Annotated in this window: 26 protein-coding genes and 1 pseudogene; 18 read left to right on the top strand and 9 right to left on the bottom strand. The window is 68.0% G+C overall.

Translation table 11 applies throughout. The features are described from left to right. The first annotated feature begins 2 nt into the window (after positions 1-2). The 4 genes from tssF (at position 3) to B0920_RS23620 (ending at position 3,827) form a co-directional block, all read left to right on the top strand. Complete coding sequence (tssF, locus tag B0920_RS23635; protein ID WP_078035145.1) at positions 3-1,847, top strand: type VI secretion system baseplate subunit TssF; 1,845 nt, start codon at positions 3-5, stop codon at positions 1,845-1,847. Further along, positions 1,811-2,881, top strand: coding sequence for a type VI secretion system baseplate subunit TssG (gene tssG / locus B0920_RS23630; protein WP_078035144.1), 1,071 nt, complete (start codon positions 1,811-1,813; stop codon positions 2,879-2,881). The genes tssF and tssG overlap by 37 nt, the downstream gene beginning before the upstream one ends. 124 nt (positions 2,882-3,005) lie before the next feature. Further along, positions 3,006-3,410 (top strand): DUF2750 domain-containing protein, encoded by a 405-nt coding sequence (locus B0920_RS23625; RefSeq protein WP_078035143.1) that lies wholly within the window; start codon positions 3,006-3,008, stop codon positions 3,408-3,410. A gap of 69 nt (positions 3,411-3,479) precedes the next feature. Further along, the gene (locus B0920_RS23620) at positions 3,480-3,827 is read left to right on the top strand and encodes a YnfA family protein (RefSeq protein ID WP_218669410.1); all 348 of its coding nucleotides are present in this window, start codon (positions 3,480-3,482) and stop codon (positions 3,825-3,827) included. A 45-nt stretch (positions 3,828-3,872) separates the two neighbouring features. Here B0920_RS23620 and B0920_RS26365 read toward each other — a convergent pair. Together B0920_RS26365 and B0920_RS23610 are read right to left on the bottom strand one after the other, a co-directional pair. Then, positions 3,873-4,193, bottom strand: a pseudogene (locus B0920_RS26365) (DUF2726 domain-containing protein); the annotation flags it as partial. 237 nt (positions 4,194-4,430) lie between these two features. Then, positions 4,431-5,255 carry an SDR family oxidoreductase gene (locus tag B0920_RS23610; RefSeq protein ID WP_078035141.1) on the bottom strand — a complete coding sequence of 275 codons (825 nt, stop codon included), beginning with the start codon at positions 5,253-5,255 and terminating at the stop codon, positions 4,431-4,433. Between the two features lie 100 nt (positions 5,256-5,355). On the opposite strand from B0920_RS23610, the gene B0920_RS23605 reads away from it, so the two are divergent. From B0920_RS23605 to B0920_RS23595, 3 genes are all read left to right on the top strand, one after another. Then, entirely contained in the window at positions 5,356-6,264 is a 909-nt protein-coding gene (locus B0920_RS23605) for a LysR family transcriptional regulator (RefSeq protein WP_078035140.1), read from the top strand. A gap of 97 nt (positions 6,265-6,361) precedes the next feature. Beyond that, positions 6,362-8,635, top strand: a complete 2,274-nt coding sequence (locus tag B0920_RS23600) for a PhoX family phosphatase (RefSeq protein WP_078035139.1) — start codon at positions 6,362-6,364, stop codon at positions 8,633-8,635. A gap of 235 nt (positions 8,636-8,870) precedes the next feature. After that, positions 8,871-9,266, top strand: a complete 396-nt coding sequence (locus tag B0920_RS23595) for a hypothetical protein (protein ID WP_078035138.1) — start codon at positions 8,871-8,873, stop codon at positions 9,264-9,266. Between the two features lie 4 nt (positions 9,267-9,270). Here the strand turns inward: B0920_RS23595 and B0920_RS23590 are convergent, their stop codons facing one another. Continuing rightward, on the bottom strand, positions 9,271-10,164 hold the full coding sequence (locus B0920_RS23590; protein WP_078035137.1) for a LysR family transcriptional regulator ArgP: 894 nt from the start codon (positions 10,162-10,164) through the stop codon (positions 9,271-9,273). A 95-nt stretch (positions 10,165-10,259) separates the two neighbouring features. Here B0920_RS23590 and B0920_RS23585 point away from each other — a divergent pair, with 95 nt between their 5' ends. Beyond that, positions 10,260-10,874, top strand: coding sequence for a LysE/ArgO family amino acid transporter (locus B0920_RS23585; protein WP_179119274.1), 615 nt, complete (start codon positions 10,260-10,262; stop codon positions 10,872-10,874). Here B0920_RS23585 and B0920_RS23580 read toward each other — a convergent pair whose 3' ends face one another. Beyond that, positions 10,875-11,804, bottom strand: a complete 930-nt coding sequence (locus tag B0920_RS23580; RefSeq protein ID WP_078035136.1) for a LysR family transcriptional regulator — start codon at positions 11,802-11,804, stop codon at positions 10,875-10,877. Positions 11,805-12,009: 205 nt separating this feature from the next. Between B0920_RS23580 and B0920_RS23575 the strand changes: the two genes are divergently transcribed. The 4 genes from B0920_RS23575 (at position 12,010) to B0920_RS23560 (ending at position 15,923) form a co-directional block, all read left to right on the top strand. Further along, on the top strand, positions 12,010-13,017 hold the full coding sequence (locus B0920_RS23575) for a zinc-binding alcohol dehydrogenase family protein (RefSeq protein ID WP_078035135.1): 1,008 nt from the start codon (positions 12,010-12,012) through the stop codon (positions 13,015-13,017). Positions 13,018-13,064: 47 nt separating this feature from the next. Then, on the top strand, positions 13,065-13,718 hold the full coding sequence (nfsB, locus tag B0920_RS23570) for an oxygen-insensitive NAD(P)H nitroreductase (RefSeq protein WP_078035134.1): 654 nt from the start codon (positions 13,065-13,067) through the stop codon (positions 13,716-13,718). A 510-nt stretch (positions 13,719-14,228) separates the two neighbouring features. After that, positions 14,229-15,044: an SDR family oxidoreductase gene (locus B0920_RS23565; RefSeq protein WP_078035133.1), complete on the top strand. Its 816-nt coding sequence runs from the start codon at positions 14,229-14,231 to the stop codon at positions 15,042-15,044. A 117-nt stretch (positions 15,045-15,161) separates the two neighbouring features. Then, positions 15,162-15,923 carry an SDR family oxidoreductase gene (locus B0920_RS23560; RefSeq protein ID WP_078035132.1) on the top strand — a complete coding sequence of 254 codons (762 nt, stop codon included), beginning with the start codon at positions 15,162-15,164 and terminating at the stop codon, positions 15,921-15,923. A gap of 13 nt (positions 15,924-15,936) precedes the next feature. Here B0920_RS23560 and B0920_RS23555 read toward each other — a convergent pair whose 3' ends face one another. Next, entirely contained in the window at positions 15,937-16,416 is a 480-nt protein-coding gene (locus B0920_RS23555; RefSeq protein WP_078035131.1) for a GNAT family N-acetyltransferase, read from the bottom strand. Between the two features lie 131 nt (positions 16,417-16,547). Between B0920_RS23555 and B0920_RS23550 the strand changes: the two genes are divergently transcribed. From B0920_RS23550 to B0920_RS23535, 4 genes are all read left to right on the top strand, one after another. Beyond that, positions 16,548-17,117, top strand: coding sequence for a histidine phosphatase family protein (locus tag B0920_RS23550; RefSeq protein ID WP_078035130.1), 570 nt, complete (start codon positions 16,548-16,550; stop codon positions 17,115-17,117). Positions 17,118-17,189: 72 nt separating this feature from the next. After that, a complete protein-coding gene (locus B0920_RS23545; RefSeq protein ID WP_078035129.1) occupies positions 17,190-17,528 on the top strand; it encodes a DUF6152 family protein in 339 nt (112 codons plus the stop codon). Then, positions 17,528-18,007: a DUF6644 family protein gene (locus tag B0920_RS23540; protein WP_078035128.1), complete on the top strand. Its 480-nt coding sequence runs from the start codon at positions 17,528-17,530 to the stop codon at positions 18,005-18,007. Before B0920_RS23545 ends, B0920_RS23540 begins: the two co-directional genes overlap by 1 nt. A 45-nt stretch (positions 18,008-18,052) precedes the next feature. Then, positions 18,053-18,823, top strand: a complete 771-nt coding sequence (locus tag B0920_RS23535) for a glutaminyl-peptide cyclotransferase (protein ID WP_078035127.1) — start codon at positions 18,053-18,055, stop codon at positions 18,821-18,823. On the opposite strand, the gene B0920_RS23530 is transcribed toward B0920_RS23535, so the two are convergent. From B0920_RS23530 to B0920_RS23520, 3 genes are read right to left on the bottom strand one after another with little or no spacing between them, the layout of a single operon-like run. Continuing rightward, on the bottom strand, positions 18,820-19,845 hold the full coding sequence (locus B0920_RS23530) for an NAD(P)-dependent alcohol dehydrogenase (protein ID WP_078035126.1): 1,026 nt from the start codon (positions 19,843-19,845) through the stop codon (positions 18,820-18,822). The two genes, B0920_RS23535 and B0920_RS23530, sit on opposite strands and share 4 nt — an antisense overlap. A gap of 30 nt (positions 19,846-19,875) precedes the next feature. Then, a complete protein-coding gene (locus B0920_RS23525; protein ID WP_078035125.1) occupies positions 19,876-20,340 on the bottom strand; it encodes a DUF2269 domain-containing protein in 465 nt (154 codons plus the stop codon). Then, positions 20,340-21,629 carry an SDR family oxidoreductase gene (locus B0920_RS23520; RefSeq protein WP_078035124.1) on the bottom strand — a complete coding sequence of 430 codons (1,290 nt, stop codon included), beginning with the start codon at positions 21,627-21,629 and terminating at the stop codon, positions 20,340-20,342. Before B0920_RS23520 ends, B0920_RS23525 begins: the two co-directional genes overlap by 1 nt. A gap of 39 nt (positions 21,630-21,668) precedes the next feature. Between B0920_RS23520 and B0920_RS23515 the strand changes: the two genes are divergently transcribed. Continuing rightward, positions 21,669-22,145: a hypothetical protein gene (locus B0920_RS23515; protein WP_078035123.1), complete on the top strand. Its 477-nt coding sequence runs from the start codon at positions 21,669-21,671 to the stop codon at positions 22,143-22,145. Between the two features lie 16 nt (positions 22,146-22,161). Next, positions 22,162-22,671 carry a hypothetical protein gene (locus B0920_RS23510; protein ID WP_078035122.1) on the top strand — a complete coding sequence of 170 codons (510 nt, stop codon included), beginning with the start codon at positions 22,162-22,164 and terminating at the stop codon, positions 22,669-22,671. 10 nt (positions 22,672-22,681) lie between these two features. Here the strand turns inward: B0920_RS23510 and B0920_RS23505 are convergent, their stop codons facing one another. Further along, positions 22,682-23,617: a DUF808 domain-containing protein gene (locus B0920_RS23505; protein ID WP_078035121.1), complete on the bottom strand. Its 936-nt coding sequence runs from the start codon at positions 23,615-23,617 to the stop codon at positions 22,682-22,684. Between the last annotated feature and the right edge of the window lie 32 nt (positions 23,618-23,649).

The following is a 23,649-nucleotide window of genomic DNA, read 5'->3' as shown; positions in this document are numbered from 1 at the left end:
ACGTGGAACAGCTGCTGCCCTATTACGAGAGCGAGCTCGGTTACCTGCGCCGCAACCTGCGCGAGTTCGCCGAACGCTATCCCAAGATCGCCGGGCGCCTCCTGATCAGCGGCGAGGTGTGCGAAGACCCGCATACCGAGCGGATGATCGAGGCCTTCGCCTTGCTCAACGCGCGCATCGCCAAGCGCCTCGACGACGACTACCCGGAATTCACCGAGTCCCTGTTCGAGGTGCTCTATCCGCACTACCTGCGGCCCTTCCCGTCCTGCTCGATCGCCCAGCTCGATGTCGCCGCCGCTGCCAGGCAGCAGACCGGCGCAAGCACCCTGGCGCGCGGCACGCGCCTGAACACGCGGGTGGTGCGCGGCGTGGCCTGCAGCTTCCGCACCGTCTACCCGGTGCAGGTGGCGCCGGTGGAGATCACGCGCGCCGGCTATAACGCCCTGATCAGCGCGCCCGACGCGGTGCGCCTGCCGCCGACGGCATCCTCCAGCATCAGCCTCGCGGTGGCCGCCACCTCCGAGCAGGGCGGCCTGGGCCAGCTCGGGCTGCCCGTGCTGCGCGTCTTCCTCGACGGCGAACCCTCCTTTTGCGCCGCCCTACGCGACGCACTCTTCATGCGCACCGTGTGCGCCTGGGTCGAAGCCGACAACAGCGGACGCTGGGTGGCCCTGCCCACCGTGCCTTTGCGGCCCGCCGGCTTCGCGGACGACGAAGCGCTGATCGATTTCCCGGCCCGCTCCCACACCGCCTACCGCCTGCTGACCGAATACTTCTGCTTTCCCGAGAAATTCAACTTCGTCGACATCGATTTGGCCGCCCTGGCAGCCGCCCTGCCGCCCGGGACGCGCGCGCTCACCCTGCACCTGGGGCTGGAAGGCATCCGCCCCGACTCGAACCTGGCGCGCATGCTCGGCACCCTGTCGACCAACAACGTGCTGCTGGGCTGCACGCCGGTGGTCAACCTGTTCCGCCAGCGCGGCGAGCCGATCCAGATGAAGCACACCGCGCCCAGCTATCCGGTGCTGGCCGACGCGCGCCGCGCCTACGCCTACGAGGTCTACGCGGTCGACGCCCTGCGCATGGTGCGCCAGACCCCGCAAGGCGAGACCCTGGTCGATTTCCGCCCCTTCTATTCGCTGGGCCACGCCCAGACGCCGGACGAACACGGCCACTACTACGCGCTGCGGCGCGACGAGGCGCTGCTGGAACAGAGTCCCGGCTTCGAGACCCAGGTCTCGATCGTCGACATCGACTTCGACCCCGCCGCAGTGGAAACCGACACCCTGAACATCGAGCTCACCTGCACCAACCGCGACCTGCCGGCGCAACTGAGCTACGGCCAGCCGGGCGGCGACCTGTTCCTGGAAGGCGGCTCCAGCGTCAAGGCGATCTCCTTCCTGCGCAAACCCAGCGCCTCGTGGCGTTTCCCGAGCGGGCGCAACGCGCACTGGCGCCTGATCTCCCTGCTCTCGCTGAACCACCTGTCGCTGGCCGACGGCGGCGTCGACGCCTTCCGCGAGATGCTGGCGCTGCACGACCTGCCGCGCTCGGCCTCCTCGCAGCGCCAGATCGGCGGCATCGCCGCCATCGACTACCGCCCCACCAGCGCCTGGTTGCCGGGCAATCCCTTCAACTGCCTGGTGGGCGGCGTCGAGGTCCGCCTCACCATCGACGAAGAGGCCTTCGTCGGCAGCGGCATCCACGCCTTCGCCCACGTCGTCGAGCGCTTCCTGGCCCTGTACGTGCACGCCAACAGCTTCACGCGGCTGGTGATCGTGTCGCGCCAGTCAGGAGAGGACTTGTTCACATGCCAGCCCCGATCCGGCGACCTGAGCCTCCTGTAATCGAGCGCCTGCTGCGCGAGCCCTGGCGCTTCGGCTTCTTCCAGGCGGTGCGCCTGCTCGAGCTGTGGCTGCGCAGGAGCGGGCGGCCGCAGCGCGACCTGGTCGCCTCCCACCTGCGCTTCCAGAACCCGGTTTCGCTCGGCTTTCCGGCGAGCGAGCTGGAAGCGGTGCGCGTCGAACGCCACGAACCCGAGCCCGGGCAAGACACCGAGGCCGCGCCGCTGCGCTACGTGCGCCTCACGCCCGCTTTCATGGGCCTGCTGGGCGGGCACGGCGTGCTGCCCTTCCACTACACCGAACGCATCGCCGAGCACCAGGCCCAGGAGAAGGACGAGGGCGCGCGCGCCTTCCTCGACACCTTCTCGAACCGCTCGCTGGCCCTGTTCTACGCGGCCTGGCGCAAGTACCGGCTGGCGCTGCACTACCAGCCCGGCGGCCAGGACGCCTTCCTGCCCCTGCTGCTGTCCCTGGCCGGCCTGGGCGACGCCGCCCTGCGCCGGCGCCTGTCCAGCCCCGAGCGGGGCGCGGTGCTGGACGAGAGCCTCGGCTACTTCGCCGCCAGCATCCGCCACCGTCCCGCCTCGGCGGCCCAGATCGGGCGCGTGCTGTCGGAGTACTTCGGCCTGCCGGTCGAGGTGGAGCAGTTCGTGGGCGACTGGTACGCCGTGCCGCGCGAGCAGCAGACCGTGCTGGGCGAAGACAACGCGGTGCTCGGCGCGCGCGCGATCGCCGGCGCCCGCGTCTGGCAGCGCGACCTGCGCCTGCGGCTGGTGGTCGGTCCCCTGGACCGGTCCCGCTTCGACGCCTTTTTGCCCGGCGGCCTGGCGGCGCGCGCCCTGACCAGCCTGCTGTCGATGTTCACCGGGGTCGCGCTGGCCTACGAGATCGAGCTGGAGCTGCGCGCCCTGGACGTGCGCTGCGCGGCCCTGGACGAAGCGGGGCCGGCGGTGCGCCTGGGCTGGGACGCCTTCCTGGTCGAGGGGCCGCAGACGCGCAACCGGCGCGACGTGCGCTACGCCCTGCACAGCCTGTAAGCGCCACCTAGTATTACTCCTGTCCCAAGGAAGCGGGGCGCGCACGCTAGATTTCTGCCCCGATCGGCCATGTTGGCGTATCCTGAGCATCACAGGCATCTCGCCTGCACCCACGGGAAGAGTGATGAGCGAAAGGATCATTTCGGCGATCAAGCTCGGCGCGCAGCAGCTGGCGGCCGTGGTCACCCTGCCGGGCCGCGACCGCTACGAGTATTTCGTCAAGCGCGTGGCCGACTCGCAGGAAGTATGGGGGCTGTACCAGGACGGCTGGGCGCTGGCCAAGACCGACGACGGCACCCTGGTCTTTCCCATGTGGCCGGCAAGCGACTACGCCAGCCTGTGCGCCGAATACGAATGGGACGGCTACGACGCCCAGGCCTTCTCGATCGAGGAGCTGCTGGACGACCTGCTGCCCCAGCTGGAGCAGGACCGGGTTTTGCCGGGCATCTTCTACACCCCCGGCGACAAGGGCGTGACGCCCTCGGTGGCCCAGTTGCGCGCCGACCTGGCCGGGGAGCTGGGCCGCTGAAGGCTTGCCGGGCTTGGCCGGGTCGCTGAACTCCGCTAGGATCGTGCGCTCGCGACCACGATCCCGCCCATGCCCATCGACCTGCCCTTCCACGCCCGCATGCTGGGCCTGTTCTTCGTCACCGCCATCGCCGAGCTGCTGGGCTGCTACCTGCCCCTGCTCTGGCTTAGTGGTCGCGGCTCCGCCTGGCTGCTGCTGCCGGCCGCCCTCAGCCTGGTCGTCTTCGTGTGGCTACTGACCCTGCACCCCGCCGCCAGCGGCCGGGTGTACGCCAGCTATGGCGCGGTCTACATCGCCACCGCGCTGGCCTGGCTGGCCGTGGTCGACGGCGTCAAGCCGCTCTGGACCGATTACCTGGGCGTGGGCCTGGCGCTGCTCGGCGCGGCCTGCATCGGCCTGGGGCATCGGCCGGGCTGATCCCGGGAACAGGCTGGGCTCCGCCGGCAGCACCGCCGCCCGGATCGCTTCGACCGTGGGCTTGTGGCGCGACTGGAAGCGGATGCTGCGCACGCCGCCCTGCTCGAGCCGCGCGTCGCGGCGCAGGTCGCGCGCCGCCGAATGGGTGCGGTCGTCCAGCTCGATCACCGCCACCACCTCGCAGTTGGGGTCGCACACCACGTAGTCGATCCGCTGCTGGGCGATGCGCAGGCGGTCGGCATGGGCCTGGCGCCGATTGCGGCTGGCCGGCTCCAGCAGGGCGGTCATCGCCACCTGGGGGAACACGTGGTAGCCGGGCAGGGCGCGCCGCAGGCGCCAGAAGAATTCGCGTTCGTTCTCCGTCATGAGCTTGCGCCCGCGATAGCTGCCGGTGTCGCTGCGCGCGCCCAGGCGCAGGGCAATGACGGCGAATGCCAGGAGAATCAGGACCAGGGCGGCCAGTGCCAGGGGTGATTTCATGGGACGGGACTCGGGTGAACGGTTTTTATATCCTATAGGAAACATTCTCCCGGGAGCGTCACGCACTGTAACGAGGCAGCGCATTCGCCCTGCATTGTTGTAGCCGAGCCACGGCGACCTGGATCAACCCGCGATGCGGGCGCGCAGGAAGTGCAGATAGGCGGCCTCGGAGGTTTCGCGGCGCGCCCGCACCAGCGGCTGGATGTCCTCGGTGGCCACGTAACGCAACTGGTCGCTGCCATCGGTCGCCGCCTGGAAGATGACGCGCGCCACGTCGTCCTGGGTGCTGGTCGCCTGCGCGCTCAGCCGCGCATACAGGCGGGCGGTCGCTTCCGCCACGCCGTCGTAGTCTGCCGGCGTCGGCGTGCGCGCCGCTTCCGCCCCGCTGCGTGCACCGAAGTTCGTGTCCAGCACGCCGCCCGGTTCCACGATCTTCACCGCGATGCCCAGCGGCGCAAGCTCGTGGCTGAGCGCCTCCGAGAAGCCTTCGAGCGCGAACTTGCTGGCGCAGTAGGGCGCCAGCAGCGGCAGGGTGAACACGCCGGCGCCCGAGCTGATGTTGACGACGAGGCCGGCGCGCCGGGACCGGAAGTGCGGCAGCAGTGCGCGCGTCACCTCCATGGCGCCGAACACGTTGACCTCGAATTGCTCGCGCAGCTTGTCGCTTGGGGTCGCCTCGAACACCCCGAACAGGCCGAAGCCGGCGTTGTTGACGAGGACATCGATGGCGCCGAAGCGCCCGATCCCGGCGCCGACGCCCTGCGCGATCGAGTCCTGTTCCTGCACGTCGAGCCGCGTCACGAAGATGTTGGGGTGCAGGGCCAGCTCGCCTGCCTTGGTCGGGTCGCGCATGGTGGCGACGACGTTCCAGCCCTCGCGGGCGAAGGTAAGGGCAGTGGCCTTGCCGAAGCCGGACGAGCAGCCAGTGATGAGAACGGTCTTGGTCATAATCAGTCGATAGTCGATTGTTGGGAAAGGCAGATTAATGGCCCACGCTTGCCCCGACAATCCACTAAAATCTGCATGATTTGATGAACAAAATCGAACAATGAGACAGGGACTCAACGAGATGGCGGTGGTGGTGGCGGTTGCCGCCCAGCAGAGTTTTCGCAAGGCGGCGGCGGAACTCGGCATGTCGCCTTCGAGCGTCAGCCATGCCGTGTCGGCGCTTGAGCAGCGCCTGGGCGTGCGCCTGTTCAACCGAACCACCCGCAGCGTCGCCCTGTCGGAGGCGGGAGAGCAATTCCTGGCGCGCGTGCGCCCGGCACTGGACGAGATCGCGCAGGCGGTGGCCGGCATCGGCGACCTGCGCGATACGCCCTCGGGCACCATCCGCATCAATGCGTCGGAAGGCGCGGCCGCGATGGTGCTGGCGCCCCTGCTGCTCGAGTTCCTGCGCCGCTACCCCGAGATGCAGGTCGACCTGGTGACCGAAGGGCGGCTGGTGGACATCGTGGCCGACGGCTTCGACGCCGGCATTCGCACCGCCGACCTGGTTCCGCGCGACATGATCGCCGTACCCTGCAGCGCGCCGGTGCGCTTCGCCCTGGTCGGGTCGCCAGCCTACTTCGCACGCCATGGCCGGCCGCGCCACCCTGGTGAACTGCAGAACCACTCGGGCATCCGCTGCCGCCTGCCGGGCGGTGTCCTGTACGACTGGGAATTCGTGCGCGCGGGCGAGCGAATCGACTTCACGCCCGAAGGCCGGCTCACCCTCGACAACCACCACCTGATGATACGCGCGGCGCTGGACGGTTTCGGCCTGGCCTGGGTCGACGCCTTCAGCGTGGCCGACCTGGTGGCCGCCGGGCGCCTGGTGGAGGTGCTGGAGGACTGGGCCCAGGCCCTGCCGCCCCTGTGCCTGTACTACCCCAGCCATCGCCACCTGCCGGCCGGGATGCGCGCCTTCGTGGCCATGCTGCGCGAGGCGAACGCTGTGCGCGACAGGGCGTATTGACACGCCGATGTCATCGAACTGTTATCAGGGAGTCACATACTCGTCATCTTCGCTGCTTACCATGCACGGACTTTCCACACCTGACGAAGGACTTTCCGTGAACAAGCCGCTTGATCTCGCCCGCATCCCTGTCGACCACGACGACATCGATACGAACGATTCGCCGAACGAACACTTCAGCGCCGTCGTCCAGGCCCGCATGAGCCGCCGCAGCCTGCTGCGCGGCGGCGCCGCCTCGGCCGCGACCGCACTGTTCGGCGCCGTGAGCCTGAGCGCTTGCGGCGGCTCGGATAACGACAACGTCGCCACCTCGCCCAACCCGCCGACCGGCAACACCCCTGCCACCCCGCCGGCCGAGAAGCTGCTCGGCTTTACCGCCGTGTCCAAGAGCCTGGCCGACGCGGTCGTGGTCCCGGCCGGCTACACCGCCACCGTGCTGTACGCGCTGGGCGATCCGCTCACCGCCAACACCCCGGCCTTCAAGAACGACGGCACCGACGGCGACTGGGAAAACCGCGCCGGCGACCACCACGACGGCATGGAATTCTTCGCCCTGTCGGCCACCAACGGCCCGGCCACCACGGTCAACGACCGCGGCGTGCTGGCGATGAACCACGAAGCCACCACCGACGAGAAGCTGTCCTCCTTCTTCGTGCACGCCAACGGCGGCACCATGAGCCTGCCGCGTCCGGCCGCCGAAGTGGACAAGGAAATGGCCCTGCACGGCCTGTCCACCGTCGAAGTGCGCAAGAACGGCAGCAAGTGGGAATACCTGAAGGATTCGGCGCTGAACCGCCGCGTGCACCAGCAGACCGAGATCGAGATCGCCGGCCCGGCGCGCGGCAACGCCCTGATGGTCACCAAGTACTCGACCAATGGCACCAAGACCCGCGGCACCCTGAACAACTGCGGCACCGGCAAGACCCCGTGGAACACCTACCTGTCGGGCGAAGAGAACTGGTCCGGCTACTTCAACCGCTCCGCCACCGACGACGCCGCGCGCGGCAACGACAAGAGCGTGGCCGCGCTCAAGCGCTACGGCCGCAACCAGGGCGACGCTTCGCGCCACGGCTGGGAAACCGGCGGCGCCGAAGACCGCTTCCAGCGCTGGAACAACAGCAGGAAGGGTACTTCGCTGGACGGCAGCGACGACTACCGCAACGAGATGAACGCGATGGGCTACATCGTCGAGATGGACCCCTATGACAAGACCAAGGCGATCAAGAAGCGCACCGCGCTGGGCCGCTTCGCGCACGAGAGCGCGGCCTTCGGCAAGCCGGTCGCCGGCCAGCCGCTCGCCGTCTACATGGGCGACGACTCGCGTAACGAATACATCTACAAGTACGTCTCGAACGCCGCCTGGGCCACCGCCGACGCCAACCCGGCCGACCGCATCGCCACCGGCGACAAGTACCTGGACAACGGCAAGCTGTACGTCGCCAAGTTCAACGCCGACGGCAGCGGCCAGTGGATCGAGCTGTCGGTCACCAACAGCGCCATCGCCGGCTATGCGGGCTACAAGTTCGCCGACCAGGCCGACGTCGTGGTCAACGCCCGCCTGGCGGCCGACGCCGTGGGCGCCACCAAGATGGACCGCCCGGAGTGGTGCTCGGTGAACCCGGCCAACGGCGAGATCTACTTCTCGCTGACCAACAACAGCAACCGCCGCGTGGAGCCGAGCGGCTCCAGCCAGGCCGCTCCCGACGCCGCCAACCCGCGCGCCTACACCGACCAGAAAGGCACGGCAACCCAGGCCGGCAACGTCAACGGCCACATCCTGCGCGTGAAGGAAGGCGCGGCCGGTTCGACCGCGCTGGGCTTCACCTGGGACGTCTACCTGTTCGGCGCCGAAGCCAAGGCGGCCGCCGCCAGCATCAACCTGTCCGGCCTGAGCGAAGACCAGGACTTCTCGAGCCCCGACGGCCTGGCCTTCAGCGCCGCCACCGGCATCTGCTGGATCCAGACCGACGACGGCGCCTACACCGACGTCACCAACTGCATGATGCTGGCCGGCCTGCCGGGCCAGGTGGGCGACGGCAAGAAGGTCACCCTGAGCTACCCGCGCGCGAACGGCGCCGCCAACCTGGCGCTCGACACCTACGTCGGCAAGGCCGCGACCCCGGACACGCTCAAGCGCTTCCTGGTCGGCCCGGTCGGCTCGGAGATCACCGGCATCGCCGAGACCCCGGACGGCAAGGCGCTGTTCGTGAACATCCAGCACCCGGGCGAAGGCACCGCCGCCGCCAACGTCGGCGACCCGAGCAAGTACACCAGCCAGTGGCCGTCGAATGCCGGCTACGGCGCGGGCAAGCGTCCGCGCTCGGCGACCATCGTCATCACCAAGAACGACGGCGGCCGTATCGGCACCTGACCGCTTTACCCTGCGCTGTTCCGCTTGACGGGTGCGCCGCTTTCGCGGGCACCCGTTTTTTTATACGGTGCGGGCAAGCCGCAGGAGCGCGCCGGTGCTCATTCCCGGTGGGCCTGCGGCCTCGAAGCGTCATTCCGGCGCAGGCCGGAATCCAAGTTCGCACGAACCCGCGTTAGCTCAAGCAGCATCGTGCCGAGAGCTGCCACTATCTCCTGGCAACCCGCAGGAGAACCCCATGCCCGCCTTGCCGCTACCCGCCTACCTCCGCCTCACCCGCGCCAGCGCCCTCTACGACATCCTGGTGGTCTTCCCCCTGGCCACGCCCTGGACCTTCGCCCTGCTCCACGGTCAGCTTTCAAGCATCAACCAGCTGCTGGGCGCCGGCGCGCTGCCGCCCTTCGCCACCCTGCACTTCCTGCTCGCCAGCCTGCTCGGCACCCTGGTCCTGCTCTGGTCCGCCTGCCGCCTCACCGGCCCGAGCCTGAAGCTGGGCCGCTTCGATGCCACCGGGCGCCTGCTGTTCGCGGTCTGGCTGGCCTGGGCCATGCTGGAGGCCGAACTGCCGGTGCTCTGGCTCTTCCTCATCCCCGAGCTGTTGTGGGGCGTGGCCGAGTGGTGGCGCGTCGAATAGGCGCTCAGGCCAGCGGCAGCAGCACCTCGCGCGCCGCCTTCACCAGCGCCGCGCCCATGCGCTCCAGGCGCGGCGGCTGGATACGCCAGGCGTGCCAGTACAGCGGCACGTCGACGTGCAGCGCCGGCGTGAGGTCGACCAGTTCGCCGGAGGCCAGCAGGGCCGCGCACTGCTCCTGCGGCAGCAGGCCGTAACCCATGCCGACCCGGATCGCGCCCACGTAAGGGTCGCTGGCCGGCACGTAATGGAAAGGGTAGGCGCCGTCGGGCAGGCCGAAGTGCTGCATCAGGAACACCGACTGCAGCGAGTCCTTGCGGTCGAACACCATCACCGGCGCGTGCTGGGCGGCGGCGCGCGTGAAGCCGTCAGGGAACCAGCGCCGCGCGAACACGGGCGAGGCCACCAGCCGGTAGCGCATAACGCCCAGCGGGCTGGCGATGCAGCCGTTCATCGGTTCGGCCTCCCCCGAGACGCAGGCCACGGCCCTGCCCTGTTCGAGCAGCGTGAAGGTATGGCCCTGGTTGTCGAGCACGAACTCCACCAGCAGCTCTTCTTCCTGCAGCACCGGCGCCAGCACCGGCAGCAGCCAGGTGGCCAGGGTGTCGTTGTTGACCGCCAGCGCCACCCGCACCGGTCCGGGGTCCATGCCCATCTCGGCCAGGAATTCTGATTCCAGCAGGGCGGAGCGGCGCAGGTACTGCAGCAGGCGCATGCCGGGGCCGGTCGGGCGGCAGGGGCGGCTGCGCACCAGCAACGGCGTGCCCAGGTCCTGCTCGAGCGCCGAGATCCGCTGCGACACCGCCGAAGGCGTGATGCTGAGCTGGACCGCGGCCAGCTCCAGGCTGCCCGCATCGACGGCGGCGATGAAGGCGCTGCTGCGGCGCGGATCGATCTTCATGATTCAGTTCTGCTTAAGGAGGATTAGATTTCATCAATATAATTGAATTTAAAGCCGGCGGCCGGGATCATGGAGTCTTTCCCAAGGAGTCCACAATGCTGTCCCATCAGGTGTTTCTTCAGGGGCTGGGCCTGGGGGCCAGCCTGATCATGGCGATCGGCGCGCAGAACGCGCACGTGATCCGTACCGGCGTGCGCGGCCAGCACGTGCTGCCGGTGGTCGCCACCTGCATCCTCGTCGATGTCGTGCTGATCGCGCTCGGCATGGCGGGGCTGGGGGCGCTGGTCGAATCCTCGCCCTTCCTGCTCGGCCTTGCGCAATACGGCGGCGCCGCCTTCCTGGTCTGGTATGGCCTGCGCTGCTTCGCCAGCAGCGCGCGCGGCGGCGCGGCCCTGGAGCTCGGCGGCCAGCGCCTGGAGACCCTGGGCAAGGCGCTGGCCACCGTGCTGGCGATCTCGCTGCTCAACCCCCACGTCTACCTCGACACCGTGGTGCTGCTGGGCGCCGTGGGCGGCGGCTTCGCGGCCGGCCAGCGCCTGTCCTTCGCGCTGGGGGCGATGACGGCCTCGGTGCTGTGGTTTTCGATGCTGGGCTTCGGCGCGCGCCGCGCCGCGCCGCTGCTCTCGCGTCCCGAGGTGTGGCGCCTGATCGAGGCCTTCACCGGCAGCCTGATGCTGCTGCTGGCCTATCTGCTGCTGCGCTCGACCTGATCACCCGGCCGGCTCGCGCAGCCGCTGCAGGCCTGCGCTCAGGGGCAGGCAACGCTCCGCCAGCATGGCGTGCAGCAGCTTCACGGCCGGAGAGAATTGCTTGCGGTGCGGGCACACCAGGTTGAGCGGCGTCGCCTGTCCCTGCACCTCGGGCAGCAGCACCTCCAGCCGGCCGGCAGCCACGTCCTCATGCACGTCGAGCCAGGATTTGTAGGCGATGCCTTCGCCGGCCACCGCCCAGCGCCGCACGACGTCGGCGTCGTCGCTCACCAGGGAACCGCTGACCTGCACCGTGTGTTCGCCCTCGGGCGTAGGGAAGCCCCAGCGGTCGTAGGTGCGCCCGCGCAGGCGGTAGACCAGGCAGTCGTGACCGGACAGGTCGGCGAGCGCGCCCGGCCGGCCGCGGCGCGCCAGATAGGAGGGAGAAGCCACCAGCACGCGCCGGTTATCCGGCGCCAACGGCAGTGCGATGAAGCTGGCGTCCTCGATCTGGCCATAGCGCAGGGCGATGTCGACCGGATCGCGGAACACGTCGGCCACCTGGTCCGACACCAGCAGCTGGATGTCCAGGCCGGGGTGATTGCGGCGGAACTCCGTGATCCAGGGCAGCAGGACGTTGCGGCCCAGGTCCGATGGAGCGGCGATCTGCAGCATGCCGCTCAGCGCGGCGCTCTCGCCGCGCATGCCTTCGTAGCCGTCGCGCAGCGCCTGCAGGGCGTCCTGGGCGTAGGGCAGGTAGCGCTTGCCCTCCTCGGTCAGGCGCAGGCTGCGGGTGGAGCGCGCGAACAGGCGGATGTCGAGCTCGCGCTCCAGGCGCTGGATCGCCGCGCTGGCCTGCCCCGGCAGCAGGTTCACCTCGCGCGCCGCCTGCGAGAAGCTGCCGAGCGCCGCGGAGCGCACGAAGAGGGCCAGGTCGTCGAGCCGGATCATTTTCTTCCTGTATGTGAAAGTGGAACGCGAAACGCCGAGTGTAACCGGGCCTCGCCCTGCCCGTCTTCGTCCCCCTCCTCCGGAGGACCGGTATTTTCACTCCAGCCGTGAAAGTGTAATCCGGCCATGCCGGTGTTTCCAGGCCGCCGCTGTCCCTAGAATGCCTGCTCACGATACACCCGACCATCCACCCTGGAGGAAGAGCATGAAAGCCATCGTCTACACCCAACACGGCCTGCCGATCGAGGACCCGAACGCGCTGCAGGACAGCGAGCTGCCGATGCCGCTCGCCGGCCCCAACGACCTGCTGGTCGAAGTGCGCGCGGTCGCGGTCAACCCGGTCGACACCAAGGTGCGCCGCGGCTCCGCCGTGAGCGAGCCGCGCGTGCTGGGTTGGGACGCGAGCGGCATCGTGCGCGCCGTCGGCGCCGAAGTGACCCTGTTCGCGCCGGGCGACGAAGTGTTCTACGCCGGTTCGATCACCCGTCCGGGTTCCTACAGCCAGTTCCAGGTGGTGGACGAGCGCATCGTCGGCCGCAAGCCGGCCAGCCTGGGCTTCGCCGAAGCGGCCGCCCTGCCGCTGACCTCGATCACGGCCTGGGAACTCCTGTTCGACCGCCTCAAGGTGGAGGAAGGCGGGTGCGAAGGCAAGTCGGTGCTGATCGTCGGCGCCGGCGGCGGCGTGGGCTCGATCCTAGTCCAGCTGGCGCGCCAGCTGACCAAGCTGACCATCGTCGGCACCGCCTCGCGCGACCTCACCCGCCAGTGGGTGCGAGAGCTGGGCGCCCACCATACCATCGACCATACCCGGCCGATGCAGCCGCAGCTGGCGGCGCTGGGCCTGGACGCGGTCGATATCGTGATCAGCCTGACCCATACCGACCACCACTACCAGGACATCGTCGAGGCGCTGGCGCCCCAGGGCCAGCTGGCGCTGATCGACGATCCGGCGACCCTGGACGCCATGCCGCTCAAGCGCAAGTCGATCTCGCTGTACTGGGAGCTGATGTTCACCCGTTCGATGTTCCAGACCGCCGACATGGTGCGCCAGCACGAGCTGCTGGACCGGGTGGCGCAGATGGTGGACCAAGGGGTGCTCAAGACGACGGTCAGCGAGCATTTCGGCGTCATCAACGCGGCCAACCTGCGGCGCGCCCATGCCCTGGTCGAAAGCGGCAAGGCGCACGGAAAAATCGTGCTCGAACACTTCTAATTCGCAGATCGCTTACCATTTTCGTTTTATCGCAAGAGGATCACACCATGGATATTCTGTCGGCCGCCAAGAAGCGCCATACCGCCAAAGCCTACGATGCCGAGCGCCGCATCCCCGAAGAGGTGATGCAGAAGGTCTACGACCTGCTGCGCAACAGCCCCTCGTCGGTGAACTCGCAGCCCTGGCACTTCGTCGTGGCCAACACCCCGGAAGGCAAGGCGCGCATCGCCAAGGCGGCGGCGGGTGGCTATTCGTACAACCAGTCGAAGATCCTGGACGCCTCGCACGTGATCGTGCTGTGCGCCCGCATCGACATGGATGAAGAGCACCTGAACCGCCTGCTGGAGCAGGAAGGCCGCGACGGCCGTTTCCGCGACGCCGCCGCCCGCGCCGGCCAGGACGCCGGCCGCCGCGGCTACGTGCGCCAGCACCGCTACGGCAGCAAGGACGTGGCGCAGTGGCTCGAAAAGCAGGTCTACCTGGCGCTGGGCACCGCCCTGCTGGGCGCCTCCACGCTGGAAATCAATGCGACCCCGATGGAAGGTTTCGACCAGAAGATCCTGGACGCGGAACTGGGGCTGAACGAGAAGGGCTTGAGCAGCCTGGTGCTGGCGAGCTTCGGTTATTCCTCGGACGCCGACTTCAACGCGGGGCTGCCGAAATCGCGGCTGACGCAGGAACAGGTGTTCACTTTCCTGTGATTCTTTCAACGGTCCATCGGCCGTCCTGACTGGGCGGCTATGTCGACGGCGTGCCTTGTGCACGCCGTTTTTTTTGCACCCTCTTATGCACGGCGGTTCCGCCGTCTATGCACGTCAGTCCCGCGCCTCCAGTACGTCATTCCGGCGAAGGCCGGAATCCAAGTCCGCCGCGTTCCCACTGCGCTCGATGTGGATGGCGGCGCGTAAAACTTGGATTCCGGCCTTCGCCGGAATGACGTGTATAGGTCGCGGGACTGACGTGCTGGAGTTGCGTGACTCGCGTGCTGAAGATGCGTGACTGAGGTGCGCAGCGACCCACTGACCTGCGCAGGTGCGGACTGGCGTATCACGGCCATGTTCCACCCCATGTCCGCAATCCCACCTTTTCCGCCATCGCCAAGATGTCCCAAATCGAGGGATATACGGCCAACTGGCCATGCCTCTCCTCCGTAGACTGTTCACATCGAGCAAGGAAATACCAACCTGAACAACCAACCCAAGGAGAGCGACATGAACACCACCACCAACGCACAAACCGGCACCGCCCTGATCACCGGCGCATCCACCGGCATCGGCGCGCGCTACGCGCAGCGCCTGGCCGAACGCGGCTACGACCTGGTCCTGGTCGCCCGCAACCGCGAGCGCCTCGAACAGGTGGCCGCCAGCGTGCGCGCCGCCACCGGCCGCAAGATCGACATCCTGCCGGCCGACCTGACCCGCACCGAAGACCTGCGCGCCGTCGAACAGCGCCTGGCCAGCGACGAGTCGATCACCCTGCTGCTCAACAACGCCGGCCTGGGCGCCACCGCCAGCATGCTCGATTCCTCGCCCGAAGACCTGGACCGCATGATCGCCCTGAACGTCACCGCGCTCACCCGCCTGACCCGCGCCGTCACCCCGCGCCTGGTCCAGCGCGGCCAAGGCACCATCATCAACATCTCGTCCATCGTCGCCGTCGCCCCCGAAGTCCTGAACGGCACCTACGGCGGCAGCAAGGCCTTCGTGCTGGCCCTGACCCAGTCGCTGCAGCACGAAGTCGGCAGCAAGGGCGTGCGGGTCCAGGCCGTCCTGCCGGGCGCCACCGCCACCGAGTTCTGGGACCACGCCGGCGTGCCGGTGGCCCACCTTCCGCAGGACATCGTGATGCACGTGAACGACCTGGTCGACGCCGCCCTCGCCGGCCTGGACCTGGGCGAAGTGATCACCATCCCCGCCCTGCCCGAAGCCGCCGACTGGGACAAGTTCGAAGCCGCCCGCCTGGCGCTCGGCCCCAACCTGTCGCGCAGCACCCCGGCGCCGCGCTACCTGGCTCCCAAGGCCGCCTGAGGCGCGCACCTTGGCCGGAATCGAGGCGTATTCGACCGGCCGGCCGCCCCGCCGCAACCTATAGTTCCGACACGACGCAGCATTCACCGAACGACATCATCGAACAAGGAGAAGACCATGCAACTCACCGACAACACCATCCTCATCACCGGCGGTACCTCGGGCATCGGACGCGGCCTGGCGGAAGCCTTCCACAAGCTGGGCAACACCGTGATCATCGCCGGCCGCCGCAAGGCCCTGCTCGATGAAGTCGTGAAGGCCAACCCTGGAATGCACGCGGTGGAACTGGACATCGCCGACCCGGCCAGCATCAAGCGCGTGGCCGGCCAGCTGACCAGGGACTTCCCCGCGCTGAACGTGCTGGTCAACAACGCCGGCATCATGCCTTTCGATGACGCCGCCGGCGAGATCGACGAAGAGGTGATGCTGTCCACCGTGACCACGAACCTGCTCGGCCCAATCCGCATGAGCGCCGCCCTGGTCGGCCACCTGAAGCGGCAGCCGCGCGCCACCATCATCAACAACACCTCGGTGCTAGCCTATGTGCCGCTGGCCTCGACCGCCGTCTACTCGGCCACCAAGGCCGCCCTGCACTCGTACACGCTGTCGCAACGCTTCATGCTGCGCGACACCTCTGTGAAGCTGCAGGAAATCGCCCCGCCCTGGGTCAACACGGACCTGGTCTATAAAGGCGACGATCCGCGCGCCATGCCGCTCGAGGCCTTCATCGAGCAGACCATGGCGGCGCTGGCAAGCGACAAGGAAGAAGTGGTGGTCGAAGCGGCCAAGCCAATGCGCGACAACGCCGGTCCCAATGAGCACAAACTGGTCAACGAGTTCAACGCCTACCTGCAGGCGAACCCGATCCCCGTGTACTGAGAGCGGGCACCCATCAAGCGTGGCGGGCCAGCGGCTTTTCCATGAACACCGAGCGAATGCCAATGCCGCTGCGGTGTGAATAGATCTCCTCGCGCAGCGAGCGAAAGCCCGCGCGCTCGTAGAAGGGCACGGCGTTGAGCGAGGCGGACAGGAACAGGCGCGGCAGGCCGCGCGCCACCGCCAGCGTCTCCAGGCGCTGCATCAGGTCGCGCGCGATGCCCCGGCCCTGGTGCTCGGGCTCGACGAAGACGGCGTCGACCTCGCCCGTTTCCTGGTTGAGGATGGCGTAGCCGATCACCCGGCCATCCTCCTCGGCCACCAGACCGCCACCGGCCTGCACCAGCAGGGGCAGCGTGGCGGGCGGTGGCGCGGCGCACCAGGTGTCGATGATGTCGGGAGGATAATGGGTGGCGCAGCTGGCCCGCACGGCCCTGGTGCGCAAGGCCCAAAGCTCGGCAAGATCGGCGCTGACCGCCGTGCGTCGCATCGGCATGAGGGCTCTCCTCCTGTGGCGTTGACTCCAGCATAGCATTCCCCAAGACAAGATATCCTGGCAGCTAACTTGTGCGCCCGGCTCGGCCGTGGCGACGGATAATTCCCAGACATCTTCTTGCGGAGACGACCATGGACCGACGACATGTGCTGGCGCTGCTCGCCGCCGGCGCCAGCCCGCCCCTCTGGGCCGACGCCGACCCCGCCGCGCTCTGGCAGCGCCTGGGCGAGGGCGGCCACGTGCTCCTGATGCGCCACGCCGCCACCCACCCGGGCATCGGCGACCCGCCCGGCTTCGTGCTGACCGAATGCAAGACCCAGCGCAATTTGTCCGAGGCCGGCCGCAAGGACGCGCGCCGCATCGGCGAAGCCTTTCGCAGCCGTAAGATCCCGGTTGGCGAGGTCCTGTCCAGCCGCTGGTGCCGCTGCCTCGACACCGCGCGCCTGGCCTTCGGCCGGGTCGAGCCGGCTCCCATGCTGGACTCGATGTTCCAGGATGGCGAGGCGTCGCAACGCGAGAAGCTGGCCCAGGTGCTGGCCCGGGCCGGCGCCTATGCCGGCAAGGACAACCTGGTGCTGGTCACCCACGACGTCAACATCCGCGCCCTGGTGAGCGAATATGTCGCCCAGGGCGAGATCGTGGTTGCGCGCCCGGCCGGCGGGCGTCTCGCCAAGCTGGGCGTGTTGCGCGCGCACGCCTAGCGCAGGGATTGCGCGAGCCAGTGCCGCCAGCGGGAGTACAATCGTCGCGTTGTCCTCAACCGGAGTGTGCCCATGAAACGTCTGTTTTTGCTGGCCGCCTTGGTGGCCACCACGGCTTCCGCCCATCATGGCTGGAGTGAATACAAGGCCGACCAGCCGCTGCAGCTGACCGGCACCATCGAGGAATCCGGCTATATCCAGCCGCACGGCTATGTCCGCCTGAAAACGGCTGACAAGACCTGGCTGGTAGTGCTGGCTCCGCCCTCGCGCATGGAAAACCGCGGCCTGGCCAAGGACATGCTCGCCACCGGCGGCAAGGCCAGCGTCTACGGCTATCCCAACCGCAATAAACCGGACGAATTGCGCGCCGAACGCATCACCATCGGCGACAAGACGACGGAGCTGCGCTGATGGCGGCACAGGGCGTGGCAGATATTGCCGCGTCGCTGCCCCTGGTCAGCGCCATGCGCGACGATCCCTGGCTGTATCCGATCGTCGAGACGGCCCACATCGTCGGCTTTTCCGTGCTGGTGGGCGCGGTGGCGATGTTCGACCTGAGGGTGCTGGGCTTCGGACGTGAGTTGCCGGTGCGCACGCTGGCGCGCTACCTGCTGCCGTGGTCGGTGGGCAGTCTGCTGCTCATCGTGCCGACCGGCTTGCTGATGTTCGCCACCCAGCCGCTTGACCTGCTCGGCAACCGCGCTTTCCAGCTCAAGCTGGCGCTGCTCGCCACCGCGGGCCTGAACGCCCTGCTGTTCCACACCGGTCCTTATCGCAGTGCGGACGCCTGGCACACGGAGGCGCCGGGACGGGCGAAATTCCATGCCGCCTTGTCCATACTGCTCTGGATCGCCGTCATCGCCTGCGGCCGCCTGCTGGCCTACGTCTGAACCGGCTTCGTGCTACCCTCTGCGCCTGCCTATCTAGAACATGCCATGCTGAAACAGTTCACCACCCTCGCCCTCGCCTGGACCGTCGCGGGCGCCGTCCAGGCGGCGATTCCGGTCTACGGCTACGTCGTCAAGAATACCTATCCCCACGATCCGCAAGCCTTTACCCAAGGCCTGTTTTTCCGTGACGGTTACTTGTACGAAAGTACCGGGCGACAAGGTCTTTCCGCCATACGCAAGGTGGAGCTCAAGAGCGGCAAGGTGGTGCAGAAGAAGGACTTGCCGCCCGAGGTATTCGGCGAAGGCGCGGCGGCGGTGGGCAACCACCTGGTCGGCCTGACCTGGACCTCGCAGGTCGGCTATGTCTTCGACCTCAAGAGTTTCACGCTCAAGCAGAGCTTCAAGTACGAGGGCGAAGGCTGGGGCCTGGCCAGCGACGCCAGGCAGCTCTACATGAGCGACGGCAGCTCCTTCATCCGCATCCTCGACCCCAAGACGATGAAGGAAGTGCGCCGCATCCAGGTGACGGCCGATAACCAGCCGATCGACCGCCTCAACGAGCTCGAAGTGGTCGACGGCGAGCTGTACTCCAACATCTGGGGCACCGACGTGATCGCCCGCATCGACAAGGACAGCGGCAAGGTGGTCGGCTGGATCAACCTCACCGGCCTGCTGCCGCGCCCGCAGCGCGGCACCAGCGACCCGGACGCCGTGCTCAATGGCATCGCCTGGGACGCCAAGAGCAAGCGCCTGTTCGTCACCGGCAAGCTGTGGCCCAAGCTGTTCGAGATCGAACTGGTGCCCCTGAAACCTTAAGACGGGTCGGTCACGGCGATCACCACCTTGCCGAAGTGCGAGCCGGATTCCATGTAGCGGTAGGCCTGCTGCGCCTGGCTGAACGGGAAGACGCGATCGATCACCGGCGCGATGCCGCCCACCTCGGCGAAACGCATCACGTCCTCCAGCATGCTGCGGCTGCCGACGTAGATCCCGACCATGCGCTTGGCGGTGGCCAGCAGCGAAGCCGGATTCACCTCGCCGCCGAAGCCGCTGACCCCGCCGATGATGGCGATCGTGCCGCCCATCGCCGCCGCCGACACCGAGCGGTTCACCGTGCCCTGCCCGCCCACTTCCAGCACCACCTTCGCGCCCAGGTTGCCGGTCAGGTGCAGCACCTCGTTATGCCATTCGGGAATGCTGTGGTAGTTGATCGTGTGATGGGCGCCCAGTTCGCGCGCCCGTCCCAGCTTCTCGTCGCTGGACGAGGTGATGATGGTGCGCAGGCCGGCCGCCCGCGCCAGTTGCAGGCCGAGGATGGAAACGCCACCCGTGCCCAGCAGCAGCACGGTGTCGCCCGGCTTCACCCCATTGCTGGACACGAAGATCGCATTCCAGGCGGTGACCGCCGCGCAGGGCATGGTCGAGGCCTCGATGAAGCTCAGGCCGGCCGGAATCCTGGCCAGCGCATCCTCGTGCAGGATGACTTCCTCGGCCAGCATGCCGTCGATGTCGCCCCCCAGGGCGTGGCGCACCTTTTCCGGCGTGGGTCCGCCGTCGAACCAGAAGGGGAAGAAGGAGCCGACCACGCGGTCGCCCTTCTGCACCCGGGTCACGCCGGGGCCGGTGGCCAGCACCTCGCCGGCGCCGTCCGAGCAGGGGATGATCGGGTCATCCACGGTCACCAGGTAATTGCCGCTCGCAACCATCAGGTCGCGGTAGTTCAGGGATACGGCATGCACCCGGATCCGGACTTCGCCGGTGCCCAGCTCGCGGTCCGGGTAGTCGACGCATTGCAGCCCGTCGATATTGGCGCCGGGCAGGATTTGGTAAGCGCGCATCTGTTCCTCTCTTTCAGTGTACTTGTGGAATTACATGGGCTTGGCCACCATCAGCCAGAAGATCACGACGAAAGCGATAAAGGCCGGCACCCCGAGCGTGACCCAGATCCGGAAATAACGCCAGTACTGCGCCGGCAGCTCGCCATTGCTGCGCGCCGCCTCCTGGGCCAGGTCGCGCATGCGCATCTGCAGCCACACCACCGGCAGCCAGCAGGCGCCGGCGATCACGTACAGGATCACCGACCACATGATCCACTTGCTGTGCAGCGGATAGCCGGCCAGGTGGGCCATGTAGAAGCCGGTGGCCGGCTGCAGCACGGCGGTGGTGGCGGTGAACAGCCAGTCGGCGATCACCACGTACTTGGCCACCACCGCGATGGCGCGCACGTCGCGGCTGACGTTGGCGAACAGCATGTACCAGGCGGAACCGATGCCGGTGCCGAACAGGAAGGTCGAGGACAGGATGTGCAGCCACTTCACGACGACGTATTCCATCATTTCTCCTCGAGTTCGTAGAGCAGCCAGATGGCCGCGAGCATGGGCAGGTTCTTGGTCAGCGGCCCGTAGGGGTGGAGCAGGAATTCCGGCAGCTTGATGGCGATCACCACCGTGTAGAAGCCGATCAGGGCCAGTTGCGCCAGCCACAGCCAGCGGCGCCGCTTCAGGAACAGGATGCCCAGGCCCAGCAGCAGGTCGAAGCTGGCGGCGCCGTAGAGCATCAGCGGCTGCAGCTCGGCGGGAATGCCGGTGCGCGCCAGCAGGGCGTAGCTGTCCTCGACCGGATACAGCCCGTAGGACACCAGGGCGGTCAGGATCCAGACCGTGGCGATGCTGCCGCGCAGCACCGGCAGCAGCCAGCCCAGCTTGGCGTGCGCGCGCTCGGCCGCCGGGCTGGTGATGAACTGGGTCACCGGCCGTGGCGGATGGCCGAGCAGGCGCGTGGTGAGGCCCGGGTCGGCGGTGTTGCCGCGGTTGAGCATGCTAAGCGCGTCCTCGTCGAGCAGGGCGCCCGGCACCACCCTGCCCATCTTCGCCACCAGCCGCGCCACGCCGTCGGGCAGCGGCAGCACGCGCAGCCGTCCCATGCCCATGGCGCGCCGCAGCGCCGTCAGGTAGTCGGTGAAGGGCATGGCTTCTAGCCCGACCAGGGGCAGGCGCAGCGCGGTGCGGCCGTGGGGCAGCGGCAGGCGATGCTGGAGCAGGCCGAGGATCGCGGCCACCAGGTCGTCGATGTGGATCGGCTGCACCAGCTGGGGCGCGCTGCCGAAGCGCACGGTGAAGGGCATGCTGGCCAGGGTGCGGAAGGCGCGCGCGCTGGCGCCCTCGGGGCCGTAGACCAGCGAGGGCTGGACGATGTAGGCGCGCACCGGCAGCGAAGCGAGGTAGTCGTCGGCCGCCTTCTTGGACAGGTGGTAGCGGGTCTGCGCCTCTTCGTCAGCGCCCAGGGCCGAGAGCTGGATCACCATCTGCACCTCGTGCGATTCGGCGCAGGCGGCGAATAGGGCGCGCGGCGTCTCGGTATGCAGGCGGGCGAAAGTCTGGCGTCCACTCTCGCGGAAGATGCCGACTGTGTTGATGACCACGTCGATGTTCGACAGGCGCGCCAGCCAGGCGGATTTGTCGGTATCGTTGGCGAAGTCAGCCTGGATGGCGGACAGGCGCGGGTCGGCGCTGGCGGCCCCGGGCTTGCGCGTGGCGCAGGTCACGTGGTGGCCTTGTGCCAGCAGCGCCTGCAGCAGGTGTTGTCCGATGAAACCGCTTGCGCCCGTCAGCAAGATCCGCATCCACGCTTCCTTTCGCATCAATTACACAAAGAGGGTCCCATGCACAATTCGGCACTACAGCGCGCCCTGGTGTCAGGCACCGCGTCCAGCATTCTCTCGACCGCCGCCCTGGCGCTGATGGGCAAGAAGGAAACCGGCAGCCCCTATGCGCCGACCAATGCGGTCAGCCACTACGTCTATGGCAAGGAAGCGGCGCGCCACGACGGCCTGTCGCTGCGCTATACGGTCCCGGGCTACCTGATCCACCACGCCAGCGCCACCTTCTGGTCCTTCGTGTTCGAGCGCTTCATGGGCGGCGTGCTGGACAAGAAAAGTCCGGTCGGCACCCTGGCCGCGGCGGCGGCAACCTCGGCCCTGGCCGCCTTCACCGACTACAAGATCACGCCCCGCCGACTGCATCCGGGCTACGAGAAGCGCCTGTCCAAGCCCTCGCTGGCGGTCGTCTACGGCGGCTTCGCGATCGGCCTGGCGTTGGGCGCTGTCCTGAGCCGGCGCTCCGAGACCTACAAAGTCTAGAGCAGAAGGAAAAAACGTGCCGCTCTATGTCTATGCGGTAATCGCACACGGCATCCTCGGCGGCATCGACGTCCTGCTCAATCACGAGCTGCTGGCGCGGGTACCGGCGCGCGCCGACGGCGCCGCCGAGGAGCGCATGCACAGCGCGCGCGAACTGGTGTTCGCACTGCTGTTCATCTCGCTTGCCTGGTTCGAGTGGCACGGTGGGCTGGCATGGTGGATCGGCGCGCTGTTCGCGCTGGAACTGGCGGTCTCGGCGCGCGACGTGGTGATCGAGGGCGACACCCGGGTGCTGCCGGCGAGCGAGCGGGTGCTGCACCTCTTCCTGTTCGCCAACCTGGGGGTGATGTACACCTTGACCGGGCAGGCGCTCTACGCGTGGCAGGCGTTGCCGACCGGGCTGGCGCCCGTCGATCACGGCTGGGGAAGCTGGGTGCTGACCGCCATGGCGCTGGGGGCGCTGGCCTGGGCGGTCAGGGATGGGATGGCGGCGCTGCGCCTGCAGCGCCTGGCGACCGGCGGCTGAGCCGGCCGGCTCAGTGCGCTTTCTTGCCGCGCAGGCGCTGCACCAGGGTGACGACCAGCAGCACGGCGGCGCCGATCACCATGCCGATGAGGGCGCTCGTGACCGAGGGCGCGATCGCGGCCAGCAGGCCGCCGACCCCCGGCACGCCTTCCACCGCGTGGGCCGCGCCTTCCTCCAGGTGGTGCAGGAAGGGCACCGCGTGGCTGACGATGCCGCCGCCGACCATGAACATGGCCACCGTGCCGGCCACCGACAGGAATTTCATCAGCTTCGGCGCCAGCGCCAGCAGGCCCTTGCCGAGGCCGCGCGCGGCGCCGTTCTGCTTCTGGCTCAGGTAGAGCCCGGCGTCGTCCATCTTGACGATGCCGGCCACCAGGCCGTACACGCCAACCGTCATCGCCAGCGCGATCGTGACCAGCACTGCGACCTGCTGGCCGAAAGGCGCGGCGGCCACCGTGCCCAGCGAGATCACGATGATCTCCGCCGACAGGATGAAGTCGGTGCGCACCGCGCCCTTGATCTTGTCCTTCTCGACCTCGCATACGTCCACCGCCGGATTGGCCAGCGCCTCGACGTGCTCGGCGTGGTGGCGCTCGTCCTCTTCCTTGCTGTGTAAATACTTGTGAGCAAGCTTCTCGAAACCCTCGAAGCACAGGAAGGCGCCGCCGATCATCAGGAGCGGGGTGATCAGCCAGGGAACGAAGGCCGAAATCGCCAGCGCGGCCGGCACCAGGATCGCCTTGTTCTTGAGCGAACCCTTGGCCACCGCCCATACCACCGGCAGCTCGCGCTCGGGATTGACGCCGGTCACCTGCTGGGCGTTCAGGGCCAGGTCGTCGCCCAGCACACCGGCGGTCTTCTTGGCGGCGACCTTGCTCATCACCGATACGTCGTCGAGGACGGTCGCAATATCGTCCAGTAGTGCCAGCAAACTGCCTGCAGCCATCAGTCACGCTCCTGTCATGTCAAAACCACATG

The organism is Massilia sp. KIM, assembly GCF_002007115.1.
Lineage (GTDB): Bacteria > Pseudomonadota > Gammaproteobacteria > Burkholderiales > Burkholderiaceae_D > Telluria.
Note: the sequence above shows the minus strand (reverse complement) of the source record. Positions and strands in the feature narration are given on the sequence as shown.

Excerpts from the sequence above, each read along its gene's own strand:
- B0920_RS23515 (WP_078035123.1), top strand. The coding sequence starts at position 21,669 with ATGCACAATTCGGCACTACAGCGCGCCCTGGTGTCAGGCACCGCGTCC.
- B0920_RS23565 (WP_078035133.1), top strand. The coding sequence starts at position 14,229 with ATGAACACCACCACCAACGCACAAACCGGCACCGCCCTGATCACCGGC.
- B0920_RS23560 (WP_078035132.1), top strand. The coding sequence starts at position 15,162 with ATGCAACTCACCGACAACACCATCCTCATCACCGGCGGTACCTCGGGC.
- B0920_RS23605 (WP_078035140.1), top strand. The coding sequence starts at position 5,356 with ATGAGACAGGGACTCAACGAGATGGCGGTGGTGGTGGCGGTTGCCGCC.
- B0920_RS23625 (WP_078035143.1), top strand. The coding sequence starts at position 3,006 with ATGAGCGAAAGGATCATTTCGGCGATCAAGCTCGGCGCGCAGCAGCTG.
- B0920_RS23525 (WP_078035125.1), bottom strand. The coding sequence starts at position 20,340 with ATGGAATACGTCGTCGTGAAGTGGCTGCACATCCTGTCCTCGACCTTC.
- B0920_RS23620 (WP_218669410.1), top strand. The coding sequence starts at position 3,480 with ATGCCCATCGACCTGCCCTTCCACGCCCGCATGCTGGGCCTGTTCTTC.
- B0920_RS23505 (WP_078035121.1), bottom strand. The coding sequence starts at position 23,617 with ATGGCTGCAGGCAGTTTGCTGGCACTACTGGACGATATTGCGACCGTC.
- B0920_RS23585 (WP_179119274.1), top strand. The coding sequence starts at position 10,260 with ATGCTGTCCCATCAGGTGTTTCTTCAGGGGCTGGGCCTGGGGGCCAGC.
- B0920_RS23595 (WP_078035138.1), top strand. The coding sequence starts at position 8,871 with ATGCCCGCCTTGCCGCTACCCGCCTACCTCCGCCTCACCCGCGCCAGC.
- tssG (WP_078035144.1), top strand. The coding sequence starts at position 1,811 with ATGCCAGCCCCGATCCGGCGACCTGAGCCTCCTGTAATCGAGCGCCTG.
- nfsB (WP_078035134.1), top strand. The coding sequence starts at position 13,065 with ATGGATATTCTGTCGGCCGCCAAGAAGCGCCATACCGCCAAAGCCTAC.
- B0920_RS23580 (WP_078035136.1), bottom strand. The coding sequence starts at position 11,804 with ATGATCCGGCTCGACGACCTGGCCCTCTTCGTGCGCTCCGCGGCGCTC.
- B0920_RS23610 (WP_078035141.1), bottom strand. The coding sequence starts at position 5,255 with ATGACCAAGACCGTTCTCATCACTGGCTGCTCGTCCGGCTTCGGCAAG.
- B0920_RS23535 (WP_078035127.1), top strand. The coding sequence starts at position 18,053 with ATGCTGAAACAGTTCACCACCCTCGCCCTCGCCTGGACCGTCGCGGGC.
- B0920_RS23540 (WP_078035128.1), top strand. The coding sequence starts at position 17,528 with ATGGCGGCACAGGGCGTGGCAGATATTGCCGCGTCGCTGCCCCTGGTC.
- B0920_RS23550 (WP_078035130.1), top strand. The coding sequence starts at position 16,548 with ATGGACCGACGACATGTGCTGGCGCTGCTCGCCGCCGGCGCCAGCCCG.
- B0920_RS23555 (WP_078035131.1), bottom strand. The coding sequence starts at position 16,416 with ATGCCGATGCGACGCACGGCGGTCAGCGCCGATCTTGCCGAGCTTTGG.
- B0920_RS23590 (WP_078035137.1), bottom strand. The coding sequence starts at position 10,164 with ATGAAGATCGATCCGCGCCGCAGCAGCGCCTTCATCGCCGCCGTCGAT.
- B0920_RS23575 (WP_078035135.1), top strand. The coding sequence starts at position 12,010 with ATGAAAGCCATCGTCTACACCCAACACGGCCTGCCGATCGAGGACCCG.
- B0920_RS23545 (WP_078035129.1), top strand. The coding sequence starts at position 17,190 with ATGAAACGTCTGTTTTTGCTGGCCGCCTTGGTGGCCACCACGGCTTCC.
- B0920_RS23520 (WP_078035124.1), bottom strand. The coding sequence starts at position 21,629 with ATGCGGATCTTGCTGACGGGCGCAAGCGGTTTCATCGGACAACACCTG.
- B0920_RS23530 (WP_078035126.1), bottom strand. The coding sequence starts at position 19,845 with ATGCGCGCTTACCAAATCCTGCCCGGCGCCAATATCGACGGGCTGCAA.